At 59.1% G+C, this 18,890-nt stretch carries 18 protein-coding genes; 9 read left to right on the forward strand and 9 right to left on the reverse strand.

The annotated features are described in order from the left end of the window. Window positions 1-58: 58 nt before the first annotated feature. Window positions 59-913, reverse strand: coding sequence for a 3-deoxy-8-phosphooctulonate synthase (kdsA, locus tag RAE21_RS03425; protein ID WP_313880150.1), 855 nt, complete (start codon window positions 911-913; stop codon window positions 59-61). Beyond that, a complete protein-coding gene (gene pyrG, locus RAE21_RS03430; protein ID WP_313876163.1) occupies window positions 913-2,580 on the reverse strand; it encodes a CTP synthase in 1,668 nt (555 codons plus the stop codon). The genes kdsA and pyrG overlap by 1 nt, the downstream gene beginning before the upstream one ends. 118 nt (window positions 2,581-2,698) lie before the next feature. On the opposite strand from pyrG, the gene coaBC reads away from it, so the two are divergent. Next, the gene (gene coaBC / locus RAE21_RS03435; protein ID WP_313880151.1) at window positions 2,699-3,916 is read left to right on the forward strand and encodes a bifunctional phosphopantothenoylcysteine decarboxylase/phosphopantothenate--cysteine ligase CoaBC; all 1,218 of its coding nucleotides are present in this window, start codon (window positions 2,699-2,701) and stop codon (window positions 3,914-3,916) included. Between the two features lie 18 nt (window positions 3,917-3,934). Continuing rightward, window positions 3,935-4,381 carry a dUTP diphosphatase gene (gene dut, locus RAE21_RS03440; protein WP_313873531.1) on the forward strand — a complete coding sequence of 149 codons (447 nt, stop codon included), beginning with the start codon at window positions 3,935-3,937 and terminating at the stop codon, window positions 4,379-4,381. Between the two features lie 5 nt (window positions 4,382-4,386). Here dut and RAE21_RS03445 read toward each other — a convergent pair whose 3' ends face one another. Continuing rightward, window positions 4,387-4,920, reverse strand: coding sequence for an FKBP-type peptidyl-prolyl cis-trans isomerase (locus tag RAE21_RS03445; protein ID WP_313880152.1), 534 nt, complete (start codon window positions 4,918-4,920; stop codon window positions 4,387-4,389). A 16-nt stretch (window positions 4,921-4,936) separates the two neighbouring features. Between RAE21_RS03445 and RAE21_RS03450 the strand changes: the two genes are divergently transcribed. The 3 genes from RAE21_RS03450 (at window position 4,937) to RAE21_RS03460 (ending at window position 6,915) form a co-directional block, all read left to right on the forward strand. After that, window positions 4,937-6,067 (forward strand): JmjC domain-containing protein, encoded by a 1,131-nt coding sequence (locus tag RAE21_RS03450; protein WP_313880153.1) that lies wholly within the window; start codon window positions 4,937-4,939, stop codon window positions 6,065-6,067. Next, window positions 6,054-6,554 carry a hypothetical protein gene (locus tag RAE21_RS03455; RefSeq protein ID WP_313880154.1) on the forward strand — a complete coding sequence of 167 codons (501 nt, stop codon included), beginning with the start codon at window positions 6,054-6,056 and terminating at the stop codon, window positions 6,552-6,554. Before RAE21_RS03450 ends, RAE21_RS03455 begins: the two co-directional genes overlap by 14 nt. 154 nt (window positions 6,555-6,708) lie before the next feature. Then, window positions 6,709-6,915 (forward strand): hypothetical protein, encoded by a 207-nt coding sequence (locus RAE21_RS03460; RefSeq protein WP_313880155.1) that lies wholly within the window; start codon window positions 6,709-6,711, stop codon window positions 6,913-6,915. 79 nt (window positions 6,916-6,994) lie between these two features. On the opposite strand, the gene bamC is transcribed toward RAE21_RS03460, so the two are convergent. From bamC to RAE21_RS03485, 5 genes are all read right to left on the reverse strand, one after another. Further along, window positions 6,995-8,074 carry an NlpB/DapX family lipoprotein gene (gene bamC / locus RAE21_RS03465; RefSeq protein WP_313880156.1) on the reverse strand — a complete coding sequence of 360 codons (1,080 nt, stop codon included), beginning with the start codon at window positions 8,072-8,074 and terminating at the stop codon, window positions 6,995-6,997. Between the two features lie 25 nt (window positions 8,075-8,099). Then, window positions 8,100-8,996: a 4-hydroxy-tetrahydrodipicolinate synthase gene (dapA, locus tag RAE21_RS03470; RefSeq protein WP_313880157.1), complete on the reverse strand. Its 897-nt coding sequence runs from the start codon at window positions 8,994-8,996 to the stop codon at window positions 8,100-8,102. 33 nt (window positions 8,997-9,029) lie between these two features. Continuing rightward, the gene (locus RAE21_RS03475; RefSeq protein WP_313880158.1) at window positions 9,030-9,608 is read right to left on the reverse strand and encodes a class I SAM-dependent methyltransferase; all 579 of its coding nucleotides are present in this window, start codon (window positions 9,606-9,608) and stop codon (window positions 9,030-9,032) included. Next, window positions 9,608-10,432, reverse strand: coding sequence for an SDR family oxidoreductase (locus RAE21_RS03480; protein WP_313880159.1), 825 nt, complete (start codon window positions 10,430-10,432; stop codon window positions 9,608-9,610). Before RAE21_RS03480 ends, RAE21_RS03475 begins: the two co-directional genes overlap by 1 nt. A 143-nt stretch (window positions 10,433-10,575) precedes the next feature. Further along, entirely contained in the window at window positions 10,576-11,790 is a 1,215-nt protein-coding gene (locus RAE21_RS03485) for an MFS transporter (protein ID WP_313880160.1), read from the reverse strand. A gap of 137 nt (window positions 11,791-11,927) precedes the next feature. On the opposite strand from RAE21_RS03485, the gene RAE21_RS03490 reads away from it, so the two are divergent. The 4 genes from RAE21_RS03490 (at window position 11,928) to RAE21_RS03505 (ending at window position 18,182) form a co-directional block, all read left to right on the forward strand. Further along, window positions 11,928-13,898, forward strand: coding sequence for a DNA topoisomerase IV subunit B (locus RAE21_RS03490; protein ID WP_313880161.1), 1,971 nt, complete (start codon window positions 11,928-11,930; stop codon window positions 13,896-13,898). A 62-nt stretch (window positions 13,899-13,960) separates the two neighbouring features. Beyond that, the gene (locus tag RAE21_RS03495; protein WP_313880162.1) at window positions 13,961-14,824 is read left to right on the forward strand and encodes a lytic transglycosylase domain-containing protein; all 864 of its coding nucleotides are present in this window, start codon (window positions 13,961-13,963) and stop codon (window positions 14,822-14,824) included. Between the two features lie 11 nt (window positions 14,825-14,835). Continuing rightward, on the forward strand, window positions 14,836-17,241 hold the full coding sequence (gene parC / locus RAE21_RS03500; RefSeq protein ID WP_313880163.1) for a DNA topoisomerase IV subunit A: 2,406 nt from the start codon (window positions 14,836-14,838) through the stop codon (window positions 17,239-17,241). Window positions 17,242-17,357: 116 nt separating this feature from the next. Beyond that, a complete protein-coding gene (locus tag RAE21_RS03505) occupies window positions 17,358-18,182 on the forward strand; it encodes an ornithine carbamoyltransferase (RefSeq protein WP_313880164.1) in 825 nt (274 codons plus the stop codon). Window positions 18,183-18,372: 190 nt separating this feature from the next. Here RAE21_RS03505 and RAE21_RS03510 read toward each other — a convergent pair whose 3' ends face one another. Continuing rightward, a complete protein-coding gene (locus RAE21_RS03510; RefSeq protein ID WP_313880165.1) occupies window positions 18,373-18,825 on the reverse strand; it encodes a DUF3617 domain-containing protein in 453 nt (150 codons plus the stop codon). Window positions 18,826-18,890: the final 65 nt, after the last annotated feature.

Genomic DNA, 18,890 nt, shown 5'->3' on the forward strand with positions numbered 1-18,890 from the left:
TTTCTTTCCAGTTCAAAAACACACAAACAAAAAACGTCAAATCCCATCTTGCCGCCGATTACTGGAAGTTGTCTTCCAGCAACGGGGTTTTTTTGGTTACGGAATCCAGCGCGACCAAAGTTTCCAACAACGCTTTCATATGGCGCAGTGGAACGGCATTGGGGCCGTCAGACCAAGCTTCTGCGGGGCGTGGATGAGTCTCCATAAAGAGTCCTGCCACGCCGGCAGCCACACCGGCGCGGGCCAACACAGGCACCATGTCACGCGCGCCACCACTGCTGCCGCCCAAGCCGCCAGGCTTTTGCACAGAGTGGGTTACGTCGAATACCACTGGGGCGCCCGACTTCCGCATCTCGGCCAAGCTGGTCATGTCCGCCACCAGGTTGTTGTAGCCAAAGCTCACACCGCGCTCGCAAGCCAAGAAGCGGTCAGGAGAGAGGCCGACTTCTTCCGCAGCAGCACGGGCTTTGTCGATCACATTCTTCATGTCCCAAGGGGCAAGGAATTGCCCCTTTTTGATGTTCACCGGCTTGCCACATTGGGCAACGGCACGGATGAAGTCAGTTTGGCGGCATAAGAACGCGGGTGTTTGCAACACATCCACCACGCTGGCGACTTCGGCGATATGCGACTCGTCATGCACATCGGTCAGGATGGGCAATTGCAGTTGGCGGCGTACTTCGTCCAGAATTTTCAGTCCGGCATCCAAGCCGACACCACGCTTGCTGGTCCCGGAGGAGCGGTTGGCCTTGTCGAACGAGCCCTTGTAAATCAAGGGGATGCCCAAGCTGGTGCATGCCTCTTTGAGCTGCCCTGCCACTTCGATGGACATTTCCAAGCCCTCGATGGAGCAGGTTCCGGCGATCAGGAAAAAGGGACGATCGAGGCCGATCTCAAAATCGCAAAGCTTCATCAGGCAACCGCTTTCAAACTTTTTCCACCGTTCTGGTGCTCAACGGCCGCTTTGATAAATGCATTGAACAATGGATGGCCGTTCCACGGAGTGGACTTGAACTCCGGGTGGAACTGCACACCCACATACCAAGGGTGAACACTTTCCGGTAGTTCCACGATCTCGGTCAGTTGCTCGCGCTGGGTCAGCGCAGAAATGACGAGACCAGATGCCCGAAGGGTGTCGAGGTAATTCACGTTCGCCTCGTAGCGGTGGCGGTGGCGCTCGGTGACGACATCCCCATAGATCTTGTGGGCCAGCGTGTTTTTGGCTACATCAGAGCTTTGTGCGCCCAAGCGCATGGTGCCGCCAAGATCCGAATTGACATCACGGGTTTTGATCGTGCCGTCCGCATCCTTCCACTCGGTGATCAGGGCGATCACGGGGTTCGGGCTTTCGGGATCAAATTCGGTGCTGTTGGCATCTGTCAAGCCGGCCACATGGCGCGCGAATTCGATGGTGGCAACTTGCATCCCCAAGCAAATTCCCAAATAGGGCACTTTGTTCTCGCGGGCAAAACGGGCGGTGCTGATCTTCCCTTCAATACCCCTCTTGCCGAAACCGCCGGGCACCAGAATGGCGTCGTATTTCGCCAGTTGGTTGGCCGTGCTGGCTTCAATGGTCTCGGAATCCACGTGTTCGATTTTGACGCGTACATGGTTCTTCATGCCGGCATGGCGCAAGGCTTCGTTGACTGATTTGTAGCTGTCAGTCAGGTCCACATACTTGCCGACCATGGCGATAGTGACTTCGCCTTGGGGGTGTTCGGTCGCATACACCAGATCATCCCAGCGCTTAAGGCTTGCAGGTGGTGTGTTCAGGCGCAGCTTGTCGCAAATCAGGCCATCCAGGCCTTGCTCGTGCAACATGCGCGGCACTTTGTAGATGGTGTCCACATCCCACATGGAGATCACGCCCCATTCAGGCACGTTGGAGAACAGCGAAATTTTGGCGCGCTCTTCATCAGGAATCGGGCGATCCGCGCGGCACAAAAGAACATCCGCTTGGATACCGATTTCGCGCAACTGCTTGGCAGTGTGCTGGGTCGGCTTGGTCTTTAGTTCGCCGGCCGCTGCAATCCAGGGGAGGTAGCTCAGGTGGACAAACGCGCTGTTGTTAGGGCCGAGCTTGAGGCTCATTTGGCGAACGGCTTCAAGGAAGGGCAGCGACTCGATGTCGCCCACGGTTCCACCGATTTCGACGATCGCCACGTCCACCGCATCCGGCTCGCCGAACCGCGCACCGCGTTTGACGAACTCTTGGATTTCGTTGGTCACATGGGGAATGACCTGGACTGTTTTGCCCAGGTAGTCACCGCGGCGCTCTTTGTCGAGCACGCTTTTGTAAATTTGACCAGTGGTGAAGTTGTTGGTCTTGCGCATGCGCGTTTCAATGAAACGCTCATAGTGGCCAAGATCCAAGTCAGTTTCTGCGCCGTCGTCGGTGACGAACACCTCGCCGTGCTGCAGGGGAGACATGGTCCCGGGATCAACGTTGAGGTAGGGGTCCAGCTTGATGAGGGTGACTGTCAGGCCCCGCGATTCGAGGATCGCAGCAAGGGAGGCTGAGGCGATTCCCTTTCCAAGGGAAGACACCACACCGCCGGTGACGAAGACAAATTTGGTCATGTCAGGGGCGAACTTGAGGGTTCGATGAGGTGGTAAAGCGAGATTATAGGCGTCTGCTACATTGCGGCGGTCTGCGGCAGCGCCATCGTGCTGTTCGCCATCATGAAATGAGTACGACATGGACCTTTCCGGTAAACATATTGTTCTGGGTTTGACAGGCGGCATTGCCTGCTACAAGGCGGCTGAGCTGTGCCGTGCGTTGATCAAGCAGGGGGCTACCGTGCAGGTCGTGATGACCGAGGCCGCCGCGCAATTCATCACGCCGGTGACCATGCAAGCGCTGAGCAATCGCCCGGTATTTGATTCGCAGTGGGATGCTCGCGAGCACAACAACATGCCGCATATCAACCTGAGTCGCGAGGCCGACGCCATTCTGATTGCGCCCTGCAGCGCCGACTTCATGGCCAAACTGTTGCATGGTCGTGCCGATGATTTGCTGAGCCTGATGTGCCTTGCGCGGCCGATTGAGAGCGTGCCGCTGATCATTGCCCCCGCCATGAACCGGGAGATGTGGGCGCACCCTGCCACCCAGCGCAATCTCGCGCAACTGCGTGCAGATGGCACCCATGTGCTGGGCGTGGGAAATGGAGACCAGGCCTGCGGTGAGACGGGCGACGGGCGCATGCTGGAGCCGGACGAGTTGCTGCAGGAGGTTGTTGCGTTCTTTCAGCCTCAGCGTCTGGCGGGGCAGCATGTCGTGGTCACTGCCGGGCCCACCTTCGAGGCGATTGACCCGGTGCGTGGCATTACCAACCTCTCTAGCGGGAAAATGGGGTTTGCTATTGCCCGTGCCGCGCGGGAAGCTGGCGCTGAGGTGACCTTGATCGCAGGCCCGGTGGCTTTGGCAACGCCTCGCGGCGTTAAGCGGGTCGATGTGAAATCGGCACTCGATATGCACCTAGCCAGCACAGAACATGCGCAAAACGCTACTGTTTTTATAGCAACGGCTGCTGTGGCGGATTGGCGCCCTGCGACTGCGGCCAACCATAAGCTTAAAAAAGACGGCAGCGGTGCAACGCCGAAACTCGAGTTTGTAGAGAATCCCGACATACTGGCCGATGTGGCCCAAACCGAACGTGCGGTGCGTGGCGATCTCTATTGCGTGGGCTTTGCTGCGGAAAGCCATGATTTATTGGCCCACGCGACGGCAAAGCGACTGCGAAAAAAGGTGCCGCTGCTGGTGGGCAACATCGGTCCCGCGACCTTCGGTCAGGACGACAATGCACTTCTGCTCATCGATGCCGCCGGTTCTACCGAACTGCCTCGCAACTCCAAGCTGCATTTGGCCCGGCAACTCGTTGCCGAAATCGCCAAACGCCTGCACGCTACCTCTTAATCTTTCACACGGAACATCATGAAAATCGACGTCAAGATCATCGATCCTCGCTTGCAAAACAATTTGCCGACCTATGCCACCCCGGGCAGTGCTGGCTTGGATTTGCGCGCTTGCCTGGACGCCCCGCTAACCCTGGCTCCCAATGCATGGCAACTGGTACCTACCGGCATGGCAATTTATCTCGAAGACCCTGCGTACGCGGCGTTGATTCTGCCCCGCTCCGGGCTGGGGCACAAACACGGCATCGTGCTGGGCAATCTGGTGGGTTTGATTGACAGCGATTACCAAGGCCAACTCATGGTGAGCGCTTGGAACCGCAGCGAAGTGCCGTTCACCATCGAGCCGATGGAGCGCATTGCGCAGTTGATGATCGTGCCGGTGGTGCAAGCCCAGTTCAATGTGGTGACCGAATTCCCCGCGTCACAGCGCGGGGAGGGCGGCTACGGCTCCACCGGAAAGGCCTGATCGGCTTAGTGCAGGTGATCGCTTCCGGGGGCTTGCTCGTGCAAAGGCTGGACCCGGAAGAACCCGGTACCCAAGGTACCAGAGCCGATTTCGTCTTCAGTGGCTTCCCGGACTGACTCTACTTTGAGTTGAATACGGATGGCGATGCCCGCCAGCGGGTGGTTGCCATCCAGCACCACGTGTTCCGGGTAAATATCTGTGATGGTGTAGAGCGCGTCCTTGGGGGCGTCCGGGTTACAGCCTGCGGGTAATGCATAACCCTCCATGGTCAGGCCTTCTTGCAACTCTGCGGGAAACAGGCCGCGCGGCTCCAAGAAAATCAGCTGGTCATTGAAATCGCCGAAAGCCTCTTCCGGCTCAATTTGCAATTGCACTTTATCTCCGGCTACGTGGCCTTGCAGCGCAGCTTCGATGGGGGGCAACAAGTCGTTGCCGCCCAATAAAAACTCAACCGGCTCGTCCAAAACGTCCAGTTCTTCGCCCAGTGTGTCTTTCAGCGTCCATGTGAGGGCAACGACGCATTGTGTGGTGATTTCCATAAGGCAGAATTCTCCCATGAACATTGAAACTCCACTCCAGCTGCTCGGCGGCATCAGCCCGGAAACCTTCATGCAGCGCTACTGGCAAAAGAAGCCGCTGGTGATCCGTCAAGCCATTCCCGGATTTTCTCCCTTACTGGAGCGCATCGAGCTATTGGAGCTGGCCGCGCAAGAAGACGTGGAGTCGCGTTTGGTGGTGCAGGGGGCCCCCGGCAATGGGGATGCATGGAAATTCAAGCACGGGCCTTTTGCCCGCAAGTCCCTGCCGCCGCTCAAGCAAGCGGGTTGGACCTTGCTAGTGCAGGGGGTAGATTCGCATGATGAGCGGGTGCATGGCTTGATTAATCAGTTCCGTTTTGTGCCGGATGCGCGCCTTGACGATTTGATGATCAGCTACGCCACAGACCAAGGCGGCGTGGGCCCCCATTTTGATAGCTATGACGTTTTTCTGTTGCAGGCGCATGGTCGTCGTCGTTGGCGCATAGGGCGGCAGAAAGACTTGTCGTTGGTGCCTGACATGCCGCTCAAAATCCTAGCCAATTTCGAGCCGGAAGAAGAATTCGTGCTCGAACCCGGCGATATGTTGTACCTCCCGCCCAGATACGCCCACGATGGTGTTGCAGAGGGGGAATGCATGACCTATTCGATCGGCTTCCGTTCTCCTTCTCAGGCAGAGTTGGCGCAAGAGGTTTTGCAACGCATTGCTGAGCAAGCGATGGATGACTTGCCGGCAACCCTTTACACCGACCCCAAACAAGCGGCCGTTGAAGCACACGCTGAGTTGCCATCCGCCATGCTGGAGTTCGCTCAGGCTGCAGTGCAGTCAGCGCTGAAGGACCCTAAAGCCATCGCCCGTGCACTGGGCGAATATTTGAGTGAACCGAAGGCCAACGTATGGTTCGATGGCGAGGGCCAAGACGTCGCGGGTGCCATCCGCTTGGATCGCCGCACCCGTATGCTCTACGACGCGCATCATGTTTTTATCAATGGTGAAAGTTTTAATGCCGCAGGTCGCGACGCGCAATTGATGCGGCAGTTGGCCGATATGCGCCAGTTGGACGCGAAAGAAGTACGTCGTTTGAGTGAGGGGGCTATCAGCCTGGTGCAGGACTGGTGCGATGCCGGATGGTTGCATGTCGACCGATGAGGCATCATGGTCAGGTGAGGGGGCGTTTCTAGGCCCCTCTGAGTTCGCAGAGGCCGTCCGGCAAGGCATCGACCTTGCTGGCCTGGAAGGCTGGAGCCAGATGGTATGGGTCGATGTTGATTTTGCGGATTGGCCGTTGCGCGAAAAAGCGGTTATCGAATCTCTCCAGCGATGGGTCAAGCCCGGGCGACGGCTGACCATGATTGCGAAGCGTTACAACCAGGTCACGCTGCTGCACCCCCGCTTTGTTCAGTGGCGCGTGACTTGGGGTCACCTTTTGGATTGCAGGGTGGTTAAGCATCTTGACGACTCTGAAATGCCCAGTGCATTGTTGGGGCCCGCATGGTTCTTGCACCGCCGGGATGCCGAGCGTTCGGTCGGTGTGTGGTCTCGTGAGGCCCGCTCGAAACTGAATTTGAAAGAATCGGTAGACGAGTGTTTCCGTCAAAGCTCCCCCGGTTTTCCGGCCTCCGTTTTGGGACTTTAAGGTTCAAGAGGGTTTACCCGTATGCACTGTTTTGGGTCTTGTATAATTTCAAGCTCTGATGGAAAGAGACCGAATGCTTTACGTCAGGGCTGGGTGGTTCGCTATCCAGACAATTTCCGGAAATTGTTTCGTTAACTCACTGAAGTCTTTAAAAATGAACAAGTCTCTCGTTTTGGCAGCATTGATCGCTGCTGCTGCTCTGGCTGCTTGCGGTAAGAAAGAAGAAGCTCCTGCTGCTGCTCCCGCTGCTGTTGAAGCTCCTGCTGCTGCTGCATCCGCTCCTGAAGCTGCTGCTCCTGCAGCTGCTGCTTCCGAAGCCACTGCTCCTGCAGCTGCTGCTTCCGAGCCAGCCAAGCAATAATCTGCTTGCAGACGAAAAAAAACCACCTTTCGGTGGTTTTTTTTTGCCGGTACATCGCCTCGTGGCGATGCGACTCCGCTTATTTGATGTCGTCAGCGATGACTTTCACAATTTTTTGAGCAACTGCGGTGGTCTCGGGGTTGCCATTGGCATCCAGCACGCTGATCGTTGATTTCTCACCTGCGCTGCGCACCGCAATTTGGTATTTGAGCGCGACGTTGGCTTTGGTGCCACTGAACATCTTGCTGAAAAAGCCGGGCTCGGCCTTGTCGGAGGTCAGTTCTTGGTAGCGAACAAAGTAAACACCTTGTTTGCGGTCACGATCTTCCACCGTGAAGCCGGTTCTGTCCAAGGCGAGTCCCGTGCGGCGCCATGCCCGGTCAAAGCCCTCGTCCAGTTGAACAACCGGCTGTCCATTCAGGCTGGTAACGGTGGCCACTTGTTTGGTAACGCTATTGGCCACCAGTGCCTTGGATTGCTCTTGCGACACTCCCAGCTTGACCATCAAGCGACGCAAAAATTCAGCTTCAAGCTCAGGATCTGCTGCTCGCGGTTGCCACACGGTTTCGTTGGAACGGTCTGCCGTATAGACCTCCACCATGCCCCGGTGGCTGATGAAAATCTCGGTATTCCCATTGCTATCCCGCTCCAAGCGGGTGCGGAACTTGTCTCGCTCAGGGGTCGAATAGAACGAGTCCAGCAACCTGCCTAAGGAGGCGCGCAGGAAGTCTTGTGGAAGCTTGGCGCGGTTTTCCGCCCAATCGGTTTCCATGATGCCCAGTTTGTCTTGGTCGAGCGCCAACAAGAAACCGTTTTCTTGCCAGAAGTCTTTCACCGGCTCCCAAAGCTTTTCAGCCGGGCGGTTTACCACCAGCCAACGCTGGTTGCCTGCGCGCTCGATTCTTACGTCACCCACCGCCAATGCCGCTACGTCGGATTTTTCCGTCACCGCCTGGGTTGTCTTGGTGGCGTTCGCAGAGACTGCGCCACCCACCACGGTGTAGGGGGTGTCTTTGTTCAACTGGGTGAGATCGGGCGGAACGTCCAAGCGAGGGGCTTTTGCTGCAGAGCGGTAGTCCACTTTGTCTGTTTCCAGCGCGGTGCAGGCTCCCAAGCCAATCGTCGCGCTGAGCAAAATAACTTTAGAAATGGAATTCACAAAAATCCTCAAAATGGCAGCGCGCTTAGATCAGACCAGCGGTTTGCATGGCCTTTTCAAGGGCGGGTTGGCTGGCTTCTGTCAGCGGTGTCAAAGGCAAGCGCAGGGCAGGCTTGCTCAGCCCCATGCGCGAAACCGCCCACTTCACAGGAATCGGGTTGGATTCGATGAATAGAGTCTTGTGGACGGGCAAAAGTTTCATCTGGATTTCCATGGCGCGCGCTACATCTCCGGCAATAGCTGCCTTGCACAGCTCATGCATCAGACGCGGTGCCACGTTGGCAGTCACGCTCACGTTACCGTGGCCGCCACACAACATCAGTGCTACCGCAGTCGGGTCGTCGCCGCTGTATATCGAAAACTCTTTCGGTGCATCTTTGATGAGCCATTGGGCGCGCTCAATGTTGCCGGTTGCCTCTTTGATACCCACGATTCCGGGCACCTGTGTCAGGCGCAACACGGTGTCGTGTGCCATATCAGCCACCGAGCGACCGGGCACGTTGTAGAGCACGATAGGCAGGTCGCCAGTAGCTTCTGCAATGGCCTTGAAGTGCTGGAACTGGCCTTCTTGGGTTGGCTTGTTGTAGTAGGGCACGACTTGCAATTGGCAGTCGGCGCCGACTTGCTTGGCAAAGCGGGCCAAGGCAATCGCCTCACGGGTGGAGTTGCCACCACATCCGGCCATGATCGGCACGCGCCCGGCAGATTGCTCGACCGACACGCGGATGATTTCGCAATGTTCTTCAACACTGACGGTGGGGGACTCACCGGTGGTACCCACGACGCCAATGCAATCGGTGCCTTCGGCGATATGCCAATCGATGAGTTTGCGCAGCGCGGGGTAATCCACGGAGCCGTCGTCAAGCATCGGAGTGATAAGGGCTACGATGCTGCCCCGGATTGGACCTTTAGAAGCGTTCATGTCGAGTGTTGAATCTGTAAACAAACATTTTAACTAGAGTGCATAGCGCGCCGGAGCGCCGTTGCGTGCACTTGGGGTAAAGATACGTGTGGCCGCAATACGCTGAACGAAACGGTCGGGTTGTTCTAAAAAACCGTTTTCATAGGCCACGATGTGCAAAACGCTACAAATCTGCAGCAATTCACCGTTTTGCAGCAAAAAATCAGGCCGGGCAGGGCGCCCCACGGTCTCGTTGCCTGCGGCAAAAGTTTCATAGAGCAGGACGCCGCCCGGCGCCAGACTGGCCAATAGCGTGTCCATGAGTGGCCGCCAAAGGTAGTGGGTCACCACAATCGCGTCAAACAACTCAGGCTCGGCGTTGGCCTCGTTCACCAAAGGCCATGGCCCGTTTTCGATGTCGGCTTGTATGAGTCTGGCATTTGGCAGTAACGGCTGTGCGCTTTCAATATCCTGGTCGACGCCGGTCACCTTGCAGCCGCGCCCGGCAAACCAATGAAGGTGGCGCCCACTGCCGCAAGCCACGTCCAAAACGGAGGCCCCCGGGCTGATGAGGTGGCTCCAGCGCTGAATCCAGGGTGACGGTGCAGACAACTGCCGGTGCGGTGTGTGCATCACTTGGGCTTCACTTCATCTTTGAGCGCCGCCATTGCCATGTTCTCCACAACGCCCGGCAACAAGAGTTTGAGAAAGCGCCCGAGCTTGCCTTGGGCGGTCATCACTACTTCGCGCTGGCGTTTTTGCATGCCGGTAGCAATCAGGTAGGCGCACTCGGAGACGGTCATGGCCTTGTCTTCCTTGAGGCCGCTGGAGCCAGCGACCTCGCCCTTGGCGTTCAGGCCGTGCGCGCGGATGTCGGTCAACACCACGCCGGGGAAGGCGGTGGTCACACTCACGCCTGACGGCTTGAGCTCGGCACGCAGCGCCTCAAAAAATCCGGTCATCGCAAACTTGGAGGCGCTGTAGGCCGTGCGTCCGGGCACACCAATCAGGCCTGCCAGCGACGACACCGCCACGATGCGACCTTGGGCTTGCTTGATGTGCGGCAACGCTGCATGGGTGCACCACACACTGCCCCACAGGTTGACGCGCATCAGGTCCTCGTACCAATGCAGGTCTTGGGCATCCACGTCCTGAAACAGCGCTTGGGCAGAGACGCCGGCGTTGTTGACCAGGGTGTCAATCCGCCCGAAGGCGTCAATAGTGGTCTGAATCAGGGCGCGGCATTGGGCTTCCACGGACACATCGGTCGGCACCACCAAAACCTGGCTGCCCTTGGCGCGGCAAATGTCTGCCACCGCGTCCAGCGCCTCGCGCTTGCGGGCGGCCAGCACCAGGCGCAGTCCTGTGCCATAACGTGTGGCCAGCTGCCGCGCGAGTTCGGCGCCTATGCCCTCAGACGCGCCGGTGATGATGGTGACGGTGGTGTTGCTGGTCATGTAAAAAGCGGATCAAAAGCAAGCCCACACCTGATTGGCCATCTGCATCATGAATTCAGGTTGGGTGTACATGGAGAAAACGGCGGTCAGCAGCAGGCACAGGGCCAGTGTGATCGCAGTTTTTTTGAGCATGGCGGCTGTTCTCACGCGGTTTGGGGTGTGCGTCCAATCGGCGCCTCGCGCACCGGCAAATTCACCAGTGCGGCGAACACGCCCAGTCCAATTGCGATATACCAAACGATGTCGTAGCTACCCGTTTTGTCATACAGATAGCCGCCCAGCCACACACCCAGAAAAGAGCCGATCTGGTGGCTGAAGAACACGAATCCGCCCAGCATGGACAGGTGGGCCACACCAAAAATCTGGGCAATGGTGGCATTCGTGGGGGGAATGGTCGACAGCCACAGTACCCCCATGACCGCAGAGAACACATACACGCTCATGGGAGACAAAGGCACCAGCAAAAACACGCTGATGGCTATTGCCCGCGCAAAGTAAATGAACGCCAGGATGTACTTCTTGGGCATCTTCTGGCCCAGCACGCCCGCTGCGTAGGTGCCGAACACGTTAAAGAGGCCAATCAAGGCCAAGGCGTAGCTGGCCACTTGGGGCGAAAGCCCTTGGTCTTTCAGGTAACTCGGCATGTGCACGCCGATAAACACCACCTGAAAGCCGCACACAAAGTAACCTGCCATCAGCAACTGAAAGCTGGGGTACTTGAAGGCCTCGCGCAGCGCCTGCCCTATGCTTTGCTGGCGAGCCGGGGCTGCCGCGCCGCCAAACGCTGGCTCACGCAGTCCACGGGCCAGTGGGATCATCAGCAGAGTGGCCGCAGCCAATGCCAGCAGGGCCTCTTGCCAACCGAGGTGGCTGATCAAAAAGCCTTCGGTGGGCACCATCAAAAACTGCCCGAATGACCCTGCTGCTGCTGCCACGCCCATCGCCCAAGAGCGCTTTTCCGCAGGCACGTTGCGGCCAATCACGCCGTAGATCACCGCATAGGTGGTGCCCGCCTGCGCCATGCCGATCAATGCCCCTGTTGCCAGGGTGAAGGTCAGCGGCGTCGTGGTCAGCGCCATGCCACACAGGCCCAACGCATACAACAAGGCCCCGATGATGATGACGCGAAACGCCCCGAACCGGTCAGCAGCCATGCCCGCAAATATTCCGCTGACGCCCCAGACCAGGTTTTGAATTGCGATCGCAAAGGCAAAGGTTTCGCGCGTCCATCCCTGGGCTTGGGTAATCGGCTGGAGCCAAAGGCCGAAACCGTGGCGTATCCCCATGGACAGGGTCACGATGGTGGCGCCACACACCAGCACCTGGGTGATCGAGAGAGGTTGGGAGGTCGAACTCATCCTGCAAATGTAGCCAGTTTCGAGCCCAAGGTTTACAGCGGGCGGGACAGTGGTTGGGGCGGCGTCAGGGTTGGTGATGGGTATTTGCATGTATGCATATACAGTGGATTGCCGCAGTTCCCCTACAATCCGCCGCTATGGCTGTCAAACCCACCCCCGAATATTCCGAATCGTCGATCCGCGTGCTCAAGGGCCTGGAGCCCGTCAAACAGCGCCCGGGCATGTACACCCGCACCGATAACCCGCTGCACATCATCCAGGAAGTGCTGGACAACGCTGCGGACGAAGCCTTGGCCGGCCACGGCAAAAAAATCAAAGTCACCCTGCACGCCGACGGCTCCGTTAGCGTGGAAGACGATGGCCGCGGTATTCCGTTCGGCATGCACCCCGAAGAAAAAGCGCCGGTGATCGAGCTGGTGTTCACCCGCCTGCACGCGGGCGGCAAGTTCGACAAGGGAAAGGGCGGCGCTTACAGCTTCTCCGGTGGCTTGCACGGCGTGGGTGTGTCGGTGACCAATGCGCTGGGCAAGCGCCTGGAGGCCACCAGCTACCGTGAAGGCTCCGTCGCTCACCTGGTGTTTGAAGGTGGCGACGTGACCGAGGCCCTGCAGGTGCGCAAGGCCGGCGAAGGCGACCGCAAGCAGGGCACCAGCGTGCGCGTGTGGCCCGACGCCAAGTACTTTGAATCCGCCGTTCTGCCCATGGGCGAGCTGACCCACCTGTTGCGCAGCAAAGCGGTGTTGATGCCCGGCGTGAGCGTCACGCTGGTGAACGAAAAAACCAAGGAAAGCCAGAACTGGCTCTACAAGGGCGGCCTGAAAGACTACTTGGGCCAGACCCTGAGCGCCGACCCCGTCATCCCCATGTTTGACGGTGAAGGCTTTGCCGATGGCAACAACGACACCTTTGCCGAAGGCGAGGGCGCGAGCTGGTGTGTGGCGTTTACCGAAGACGGCGCCCCAGTGCGCGAGAGCTATGTGAACCTGATCCCCACCAGCGCAGGCGGCACCCACGAGAGCGGCTTGCGCGATGGTTTGTTCCAGGCCGTCAAAAGCTTTATCGAATTCCACAGCCTGCTGCCCAAGGGCGTGAAGCTCATGCCCGAAGACGTGTTTGCCCGCGCCAGCTATGTGCTGAGCGCCAAGGTGCTGGACCCGCAGTTCCAAGGCCAGATCAAGGAGCGGCTCAACTCGCGTGACGCGGTGCGCCTGGTGAGCAGCTTCGTACGCCCCGCGTTAGAGCTGTGGCTGAACCAGCATGTGGATTACGGCAAAAAGCTGGCAGAGCTGGCTATCAAAGCCGCCCAAACCCGCCAGAAGGCCGGCCAGAAGGTCGAAAAGCGCAAGAGCAGCGGCGTGGCCGTGCTGCCCGGCAAACTCACCGACTGCGAGAGCCGCGACATTGCCTATAACGAAGTGTTTCTGGTCGAGGGCGACTCCGCCGGCGGCAGCGCCAAGATGGGACGCGACAAAGAAAACCAGGCCATCCTGCCCCTGCGCGGCAAAGTGCTCAACACCTGGGAGGTGGACCGCGATCGCCTGTTTGCCAACACCGAAATCCACGACATTTCGGTCGCCATCGGCGTAGACCCGCACGGCCCCAACGACACGCCAGACCTGAGCGGCCTGCGTTACGGCAAGGTTTGCATCTTGAGCGATGCGGACGTGGACGGCTCGCACATCCAGGTGCTGCTGCTCACGCTGTTTTTCCGCCATTTCCCCAAGCTGATCGAGACCGGCCATGTGTATGTGGCTCGCCCCCCGCTGTTCCGGGTGGATGCGCCGGCCCGCGGCAAAAAGCCCGCCAGCAAGGCCTACGCGCTGGATGAAGGCGAACTCACTGCCATCCTCGACAAGCTGCGCAAAGAGGGTGTGCGTGAAGGCGCTTGGTCCATCAGCCGCTTCAAAGGCTTGGGCGAAATGAATGCCGAGCAGCTGTGGGACACCACGCTCAACCCCGACACACGCCGCCTGTTGCCGGTGATGCTGGGCGCTGTCAATTTCGGTGACACCGAGTCGCTGATCACCAAGCTCATGGGTAAAGGCGAAGCGGCCTCCCGCCGCGAGCTGATGGAGCTGCATGGCGACTCGGTAGAGATCGACGTCTGATGCATTTGCGTGCCGCTGTGTCCCGTTTTGCTATGAAAAATGTAGCTGCTTGCGCATTATTTATGTGCGCTACAGCCGCTTTTGATGCCAAAGCCGACGTGTGGGTCTATGTAGACCCGCAGGGGCAGTCGCACTTTTCAGCCGAGCAAACAGACGAGCGCTACACCCTGTTTTTCCGTGCCTCTATCCGTGGCCTGAAGGCAGGGGCCGACGCCACCGCACCGCAGGCGGCAGTACCCCAGACACCCGAGGTTTCGCCCGAGCTGTCGCCCAAGTTGGCGGCTTTTTTTGACAACTCCCCGCGCTACCGCAAAGCCCAGCCCTTGCTGCAAGAGGCCGCGCGCAAGTACCGGCTGGACTACGAGCTGCTCAAGGCGCTGGTCACCACTGAGTCCGGCTTTGAGCCCACTGCGGTGTCACCCAAAGGCGCTATCGGGCTCATGCAGGTAATGCCGGATACGGCGCGCCGCTTCGGGGTGGATAGCGACCGCTGGATGTCGGTGGAGGCCAAGCTGGCCGACCCCAAAATCAACGTCGGCATCGGGGCGCGCTATTTGCGCCTGTTGCTCGACATGTTCCCCGGCCGCACCGATTTGGCCCTCGCCTCGTACAACGCAGGGGAGGGCGCGGTCCAGCGTGCCGGCAACAAAGTGCCCAATTACAAAGAAACCCAGAACTACGTCGCCACCGTGACGGAGCTCTACGCCGCGCTCAAGCCCCCGGCCCCCGCCAAAGCGCCCACGCCGCAAGCGGCGGGCGGTAAGCCGGTGCTCAACCCCTATGGCGACGGCTATGTTCTGTCGGGCTCCCGCACCGCCTATGTGCTGACGCCCGGCACCATGCCCGGTGGCGCCGTCGGGCGCGGCAACATGATGACCCCGGCCTTGCCCGCGGCCCTTGAAGAATCCCGGATTGCAGTGGACTGAACTGAAGAAACATGACTGACCAAACCACGCTCGATTTGATCCCCGAACCCCTTGAACCGGCAGGCCCCGTGCCTCCCGGTGAAGATGGCGAACTGAACCTCGCCACTTACGCCCAGCGCGCTTACCTCGAGTACGCGCTCTCGGTCGTCAAGGGCCGCGCTTTGCCCGACGTGTGCGATGGCCTCAAGCCGGTGCAGCGCCGCATTTTGTACAGCATGGGCCGCATGGGCCTGGGCTTTGGCGGTGCCAACGGCAATGCCGGTGCCAAACCGGTCAAGAGCGCCCGTGTGGTGGGTGATGTGCTGGGCCGCTTTCACCCGCACGGCGACCAGTCGGCCTACGACGCCTTGGTGCGCATGGCGCAAGACTTTTCGCAGCGCTACCCGCTGGTAGATGGCCAAGGCAACTTCGGCTCCCGGGACGGCGACGGTGCCGCTGCCATGCGCTACACCGAAGCCCGTTTGGCCAAAATCACCACGCTGCTGCTCGACGAAATCGACCAGGGCACAGTGGACTTTCAGCCCAACTACGACGGCTCGACCGAAGAGCCCCGCCAGCTGCCTGCGCGCCTGCCGTTCAGCCTGCTCAATGGCGCTAGCGGCATTGCCGTGGGCCTGGCCACCGAAATCCCAAGCCACAACCTGCGCGAAGTGGCCGACGCATGCGTCGCGCTCATCAAGAACGACAAGCTCTCCGACGATGAGCTGTTCACCCTGATCCCCGGCCCGGATTTCCCCGGTGGTGGCCAGATCATCAGCAGCGCCAGCGACATTGCCGATGCCTACCGCAGCGGCCGCGGCAGCCTCAAGGTGCGCGCCCGCTGGAAGATTGAAGACCTGGCCCGCGGCCAATGGCAGCTGGTGGTCACCGAGCTGCCGCCCGGTGTGAGCAGCCAGCGTGTGTTGGAAGAGATTGAAGAACTCACTAACCCCAAGGTCAAGGCCGGCAAAAAAGCCCTGAGCCAAGACCAAACCCAGCTCAAGGCCAGCATCTTGAGCGTGTTGGATGTGGTGCGCGATGAATCCAACAAAGATGCGATGGTGCGCCTGGTGTTCGAGCCCAAGAGTCGCACAGTCGAGCAGCAGGAGCTGATCACCGCACTGCTGGCCCACACCAGCCTGGAAACCTCGTCGCCTATCAACCTCACCATGGTGGGGCTGGATGGCAAGCCGGTTCAAAAGTCACTGCGCCAAATGCTCAACGAGTGGATCAGCTTCCGCCAGACCACGATTGAAAAGCGCAGCCGCCACCGCTTGGGCAAGGTGCTGGACCGCATCCACATCCTTGAGGGTCGTCAGACGGTGTTGCTCAACATCGATGAGGTGATTGCCATCATCCGCAACAGCGACGAGCCCAAGGCCGCGCTGATTGCCCGCTTCAACTTGAGCGACCGCCAGGCTGAAGACATTCTTGAAATCCGCCTGCGCCAATTGGCGCGGCTGGAGGCCATCAAGATCGAGCAAGAGCTCTCCGAGCTCCGCACCGAGCAAGGCAAGCTGGAAGAAATTCTGGGTAGCCCCGCTGCGCTGCGACGCCTGATGATCAAAGAGATTGAGGCGGACGCCAAAGTGTTTGCCGACGCGCGCCGCACGCTCATCCAGGCCGAGAAAAAGGCTGTGGCTGAGGTGAAGGTAGTGGACGAGCCGGTAACGGTGGTGGTGTCTGAAAAAGGCTGGGTGCGCGCCCGCACCGGCCATGGGCACGAGGCGTCTACCTTCGCCTTTAAGGCGGGTGACGGCCTGTACGGCACCTTCGAGTGCCGCACGGTGGATACGCTGCTGGTGTTCGGCTCCAACGGTCGCATCTACACCGTGCCAGTGTCAGCGCTGCCCGGCGGGCGGGGCGATGGCCAGCCGGTCACCACGCTGCTGGAGCTGGAAAGCGGCACACAAATTTTGTATTACTTCGCCGGCCCGGCCAGCGCACAGTTGCTGCTGTCTGGCAGCGGCGGCTACGGCTTTATTGCCAGCGTCGAGAACATGACCTCCCGCCAAAAGGCCGGCAAGGCCTTTGTGGGCGTGGGCGAGGGCGAGACCCTGTGTGCGCCGTCTGTGGTGTCGGGTGCGCAAGGCAAGGTCACCGTGGCGGGCACCCCCGCGACGGTGGTTGCGCCTGCTACCCACGTGGCCTGCGCGTCCACCGGCGGGCGCATCCTGACCTTTGAGATCACCGAACTCAAGACCATGACCAACGGTGGTCGCGGCTTGATGCTGATCGACCTGGAAGACAAAGACACCCTGGCCGGCGCTGCCGCCTACACACGCAGCATCCGCATCGACGGCATAGGCCGCGGCGGAAAAGAGCGCGACGAAACCCTTGAAATCCGCAGCCTCAACAACGCCCGCGCAGCCCGTGGGCGCAAGGGCAAAGCGGCGGACTTGGGTTTCAAGCCAAACCGGATTACGCGGGTGGAGTGATGAGGGAAGTAGCCGGGAAGGCCGGCTGCTTTGCAGCGAAAGCGGTCAGACAAGAGTAAGGCCTGACAGGCTATAGTGACCAGTGCCTACCTATTGCTTTTTCGGTTGACTTCTAAATGAAACTCCTCCGCATTTCAGACCTCAGTTGCGCAGATGTGCGCGCAATTTGGGAACTTGTCGCCAATCCAGAAATGCAAATGACTGGCACTGTCGCGTGGTCTTTCGAAGGCAACGGCATTCGCACCCGGACAACGTTCATTCAGGCTTTTCGTGATCTTGGCCTCACGTTTACTGAGCTTCCAAACCTGCTAAAAACGGGTGAGCGTACATGTGACCTCACCGGATACCTTGATCCGTTCTATGAGATGTACGTGATCCGCGAGTCTAATCACGCACGCCTAGCGGAGTTCGCTGCCTCGACACGGCGGCCTTTGATCAATGCGATGTCAAGTGAAGCGCACCCTTGCGAGGTGCTAACCGATGCGTACTATGTTGAAACAAAGTTGCGACCTCTGGAGGGGGCACGAGTATGCCTCTGGGGTCCGCCGACCAATGTTTTACGTTCTTGGCACGAACTTGCAGGGGTACTTGGCTTCACTGTGATCCACGTCTGCGACGCTCAATTCCATGAGCCTACGGCGAACGTACTTTTTGTAGCTTCTTTTCCGACAGAAATCGACATCGTCATAACCGACTCTTGGCCAACCGGAGTTGAAGACGTAGCTTGGTCTCTAAGCGAAGAGCATCTTGCTCACATGGGCTACCCAAGGTTAATGCCCACGCCACCGTTTTCAATCGGGCGTGAACTGGCGTTCGACCCACTTAGCTATTCGGGCTTTGTGGGCTACCAGCAGAAGGAACTACTACTGCCAGTTCAAAAGGCAATCATGAGCTATGTGTCAGATAGTCGGTCCGTTCGACTCCTCGCTGAAGTTCGGTAAGCAGCAGTGACAGCGCATTTGCAATGCTGAGCGAGGAGACCGAGGCACCGAATTGATAGTCTGCAACGACAGGAATCGGCAAAGTTCAATGACCGGAATCAGCCTAAACCCGACATCCTTGCCTCCCACAACTTGCTCCCAAATCAATAGCTACTAGCGCACATTCCACCTGCGCTAGAGACCAATTTCATTAAGAGCAGACCCCCACCATCCGCCCCGTCCACTTGCCGTAAAGCTTGACGGGGACTGCCTGGCCGCCGGCGGCGGGCGGCATCATGATGGTGCTGGTGGAGACCAGGTCGATGTCGTAACTGCGGTTGTCGTAGCGGCCGTCCACTTTCATCTGCACTTGGGTTTCGGTGGCGCAGCTGATGGTGCCGCTGATCTTGCCCATGCTCACGGTCAGGCTCTGTACCGAGCATTGCGCCGCTGCAATCTGGCGGCGTGCGTTGCTTTCCCAGTCGGTCGCGTCTTCCTTGGTCAGGCAGCCACGTTTGTCGCTCATGGTGCGCCAGTTGGTGCGATCCACTGACAGCTTGGTGACACCCACCCACATGCCGGGGTCGGGGCGAATGTTGTCGCCGGCTTGGGCAAGGGTGCTTAGCAGGAGCAGGGCAAGGGCGGTGGGGGCAATGTGTGTCATGCGTGCAAGGGCTTCCGGCAAAAAGAAAGCCCGCAGTTTATGGACTGCGGGCTTGGGTGCCTATC

Source organism: Rhodoferax potami (assembly GCF_032193765.1).
Lineage (GTDB): Bacteria > Pseudomonadota > Gammaproteobacteria > Burkholderiales > Burkholderiaceae_C > Allorhodoferax > Allorhodoferax potami.

What these genes read in the sequence shown, in the direction of transcription:
- RAE21_RS03485 (WP_313880160.1), bottom strand. Translation starts at nt 11,790, where the DNA reads ATGAGTTCGACCTCCCAACCTCTCTCGATCACCCAGGTGCTGGTGTGT.
- RAE21_RS03505 (WP_313880164.1), top strand. Translation starts at nt 17,358, where the DNA reads ATGAAACTCCTCCGCATTTCAGACCTCAGTTGCGCAGATGTGCGCGCA.
- RAE21_RS03480 (WP_313880159.1), bottom strand. Translation starts at nt 10,432, where the DNA reads ATGACCAGCAACACCACCGTCACCATCATCACCGGCGCGTCTGAGGGC.
- RAE21_RS03460 (WP_313880155.1), top strand. Translation starts at nt 6,709, where the DNA reads ATGAACAAGTCTCTCGTTTTGGCAGCATTGATCGCTGCTGCTGCTCTG.
- dut (WP_313873531.1), top strand. Translation starts at nt 3,935, where the DNA reads ATGAAAATCGACGTCAAGATCATCGATCCTCGCTTGCAAAACAATTTG.
- RAE21_RS03455 (WP_313880154.1), top strand. Translation starts at nt 6,054, where the DNA reads ATGTCGACCGATGAGGCATCATGGTCAGGTGAGGGGGCGTTTCTAGGC.
- coaBC (WP_313880151.1), top strand. Translation starts at nt 2,699, where the DNA reads ATGGACCTTTCCGGTAAACATATTGTTCTGGGTTTGACAGGCGGCATT.
- RAE21_RS03510 (WP_313880165.1), bottom strand. Translation starts at nt 18,825, where the DNA reads ATGACACACATTGCCCCCACCGCCCTTGCCCTGCTCCTGCTAAGCACC.
- RAE21_RS03450 (WP_313880153.1), top strand. Translation starts at nt 4,937, where the DNA reads ATGAACATTGAAACTCCACTCCAGCTGCTCGGCGGCATCAGCCCGGAA.
- RAE21_RS03445 (WP_313880152.1), bottom strand. Translation starts at nt 4,920, where the DNA reads ATGGAAATCACCACACAATGCGTCGTTGCCCTCACATGGACGCTGAAA.
- RAE21_RS03475 (WP_313880158.1), bottom strand. Translation starts at nt 9,608, where the DNA reads ATGCACACACCGCACCGGCAGTTGTCTGCACCGTCACCCTGGATTCAG.
- kdsA (WP_313880150.1), bottom strand. Translation starts at nt 913, where the DNA reads ATGAAGCTTTGCGATTTTGAGATCGGCCTCGATCGTCCCTTTTTCCTG.
- dapA (WP_313880157.1), bottom strand. Translation starts at nt 8,996, where the DNA reads ATGAACGCTTCTAAAGGTCCAATCCGGGGCAGCATCGTAGCCCTTATC.
- pyrG (WP_313876163.1), bottom strand. Translation starts at nt 2,580, where the DNA reads ATGACCAAATTTGTCTTCGTCACCGGCGGTGTGGTGTCTTCCCTTGGA.
- parC (WP_313880163.1), top strand. Translation starts at nt 14,836, where the DNA reads ATGACTGACCAAACCACGCTCGATTTGATCCCCGAACCCCTTGAACCG.
- RAE21_RS03490 (WP_313880161.1), top strand. Translation starts at nt 11,928, where the DNA reads ATGGCTGTCAAACCCACCCCCGAATATTCCGAATCGTCGATCCGCGTG.
- RAE21_RS03495 (WP_313880162.1), top strand. Translation starts at nt 13,961, where the DNA reads ATGTGCGCTACAGCCGCTTTTGATGCCAAAGCCGACGTGTGGGTCTAT.